The sequence below is a fragment of the Marinobacter sp. VGCF2001 genome (assembly GCF_049943275.1).
Taxonomy (GTDB): Bacteria; Pseudomonadota; Gammaproteobacteria; order Pseudomonadales; family Oleiphilaceae; genus Marinobacter.
In genome coordinates this window covers 1-2,537 of sequence record NZ_JBNFVX010000036.1, presented here as the reverse complement: position 1 = coordinate 2,537, position 2,537 = coordinate 1, and the positions used below count along the sequence as shown (strand labels likewise).

The 2,537-nt window shown below is 60.9% G+C and carries 2 protein-coding genes; both read right to left on the bottom strand.

What is annotated here, in order from left to right; all coding sequences use genetic code 11:
- Positions 1-138 precede the first annotated feature (138 nt).
- Positions 139-1,737 (bottom strand): GMC family oxidoreductase N-terminal domain-containing protein, encoded by a 1,599-nt coding sequence (locus tag ACP2AU_RS16700; RefSeq protein ID WP_426377342.1) that lies wholly within the window; start codon positions 1,735-1,737, stop codon positions 139-141.
- Positions 1,738-1,774: 37 nt separating this feature from the next.
- On the bottom strand, positions 1,775-2,410 hold the full coding sequence (locus ACP2AU_RS16695) for a hypothetical protein (protein WP_426377341.1): 636 nt from the start codon (positions 2,408-2,410) through the stop codon (positions 1,775-1,777).
- Positions 2,411-2,537: the final 127 nt, after the last annotated feature.

Here is a 2,537-nt window from a genome sequence, read left to right as displayed (position 1 = left end):
GCCGTCCATGGCCCTCAAGACTCCCGAAAGCCACCCCCGGCCCGCGCTCCTCATGCTATCTGCATGCCTCCCCGGCGCTTTCTGAAGTATCGCTGCTTTCTCCTGATCGTCAGGCAAGCAGTCAATATCCATTTTCGTTTACCCTGCCTGTTTTAGCTTCTGCGCCAACCGGTTGCTGTTTCTTGCCGCCAGTGCATAAACCGACAACTGCGGGTTTGCACCGATGCTTGTGGGAAAGATGGAGGCGTCGTGGATGTTCAGGTTGGCGATGTGGTGATGCTCGCCGAAACCGTTCACCACCGAGGTCTGCGGGTCTGTGCCCATGCTGCAGCCGCCCATCTGGTGTGCGGTGAACAGGCGGGCGCGGTGGGGTTTCATGGGCAGGTTTTTGATGGCGTCTCTGGCCTGGTTCCAGCTGGTGTACCAGTCGGAGTCCAGGTGCATGGCCTGGACGGCTTCAGCGCCGGCGGCGAACTGGATTTCGGCCATGGTCAGGTAGGCTTGGCGCAGTCCTTGCCAGAGGTAATCGGTGATGGGGTAGTCCAGTACCGGGCTGCCGTCGTCTCTGAGTGAGACGGTGCCGCCCGGGCTGTCGGGGTGGAAGCCGTCGCGGAGCAGGGCGATGACGGATTGCATCCTGGGCAGCTGGCCCAGGTTGTCCCGCTGCGGCTGGCCGTGGCCGGGTACCACGCCGGCTGCCATCGCCGGGTGCAGGGGCGGTACTTCCAGTTTGTAGCCTACCGGGCCGTCGGTGCCGGCCTTGAAGTTGAATTCATCCGAGTAAATGGATTGCGGAGCTCCGTAGAACGGGTCGACTTTGGCCGGCATCCGGGCAACGGTCGCGTTGACCGGATGAATAAAGGAGCGTTTGCCGACCCGTTGGTAGGGGTCCGGCAGTTGTGAGCGCAGCAGCAGGCCGGGGGAGCCAATGGCGCTGGCGGCGACCACGAAGTGCCGGGCTTTCAGGGTGACGGTGACGCCGGAGGGGGTTACGCCGTCTGGCCCCATAGCGGACGCCAGCAGGTGATCGATCCGGTCCTGCTTCATCACCAGGCGTTCGGCTCGCAGACCGTGAAACAGCTGGGCCTTGTGGTCCAGGGCGCCGGGAATGGTGGTCAGCAGGGCCCCTTGTTTGGCGTTGGTGGGGCAGCCTACACCGCAGTAGCCGCTGTTCCAGCAGCCTTTGACGTTTCTCGGGATCACCTGCCAGGAATAGCCCAGTTTTTCACAGCCCTGCCGCAGAATGTCGTTGTTCTGGTTGGGTGCGGTTTCCCAGGGAGCCATAGTGTGCCGCTGTTCGCGGCCCTCAAACCAGGGGGCCATGGCATCAGGTGTCAGGCCATCCAGGCCCAGGTGGTCGCTCCAGTAGCTCAGGGTTTCATTCGGTGTGCGGAAGCTGCTGGTCCAGTTTACGGTGGTGGAGCCACCAACGCAGCGACCCTGGAGAATGGCAATGGCGCCATCGGCGGTCACCCGGCTCATACCTTCCTGATACAGATTGGCGTAAGAGGTCAGCTCGTCCATTTTGAAGTCTTTCTGGTAATACAGCCGACCTTCCTCGACCAGAATCACCGACAGGCCCTGCCGGGCCAGGATTTCCGCTGTGGTGCCGCCGCCGGCACCGGTGCCAATAATCACAACATCGGCATCGACCGTGCGGTTGTCGTTCAGCTTGCTGGCATCAATGACGTTCCAGCCGGCCGCCAGTCCCCGGGCAATGGGATCGTTCGTGGACATACTTTACTCCTCTATCCGATAGGTATCCGGGGTGCTGTCAGGCGGCGGGTTTGAACTGGGGCAGAGCATCGACCATCCAGGCTGGAGGCCCCGGGTAGCCGGACAGGTGCCAGTGGTCTTGGTGGCCATAAAAGGCCACGTTACTGATTTTGGATAGGGCAACGTAGCCGTTGTTCAGCAGGCCAATCCGGCTGTTTCGCCAGCGCCGCAGAAACGCATCGGCATCGGCGGTACTGACCGACGGCCAGTCTGACCATACCCGGGCCAGAGCTATTCGGGTGGGGGCGAAGTTGAGTAGATCAAAGAGTTTGCGCAGTTCCTGCTGGTTTGCCGGGCCAAACTTCACAATGCCCTGGTCGATGCGCTCAATCGTGCCGGCAATGGCAAACCGTCGCTGGTTGGGTTCCTCGGGCAGAGACCCGGCAAACATGGCAGGTAACAAGGCTTCAAACAGCGCAATGTCATCCCGGCTCAGAAACCGGAACCGGTAGCGCGCGTCCATACGGCTGCCCACCGCACTGACCCGTGTGGCAGGCGCTGTCGCGCAGCCGGTCAGGCCGGCGGAAAGGCTGACAGCGCTCAGAAAAACTGCGCCGCCTAAACCGGTTTTGAGGAAACTGCGGCGGCTGACATCCTGCTGACAGGAATTCTGGGTATCGTGTTTGCTTGTCATTGTAAGAACTTCTTTGTCTTTTATTGTTCTGTTCAGGCTTGCTGGAACGTCAGGTGGCCAAGGTGCAGGGTGTCTCTCCAGGACTGTGCAAAACAGGGATGTTTTGCTCAAGCCTACACGGATGTAT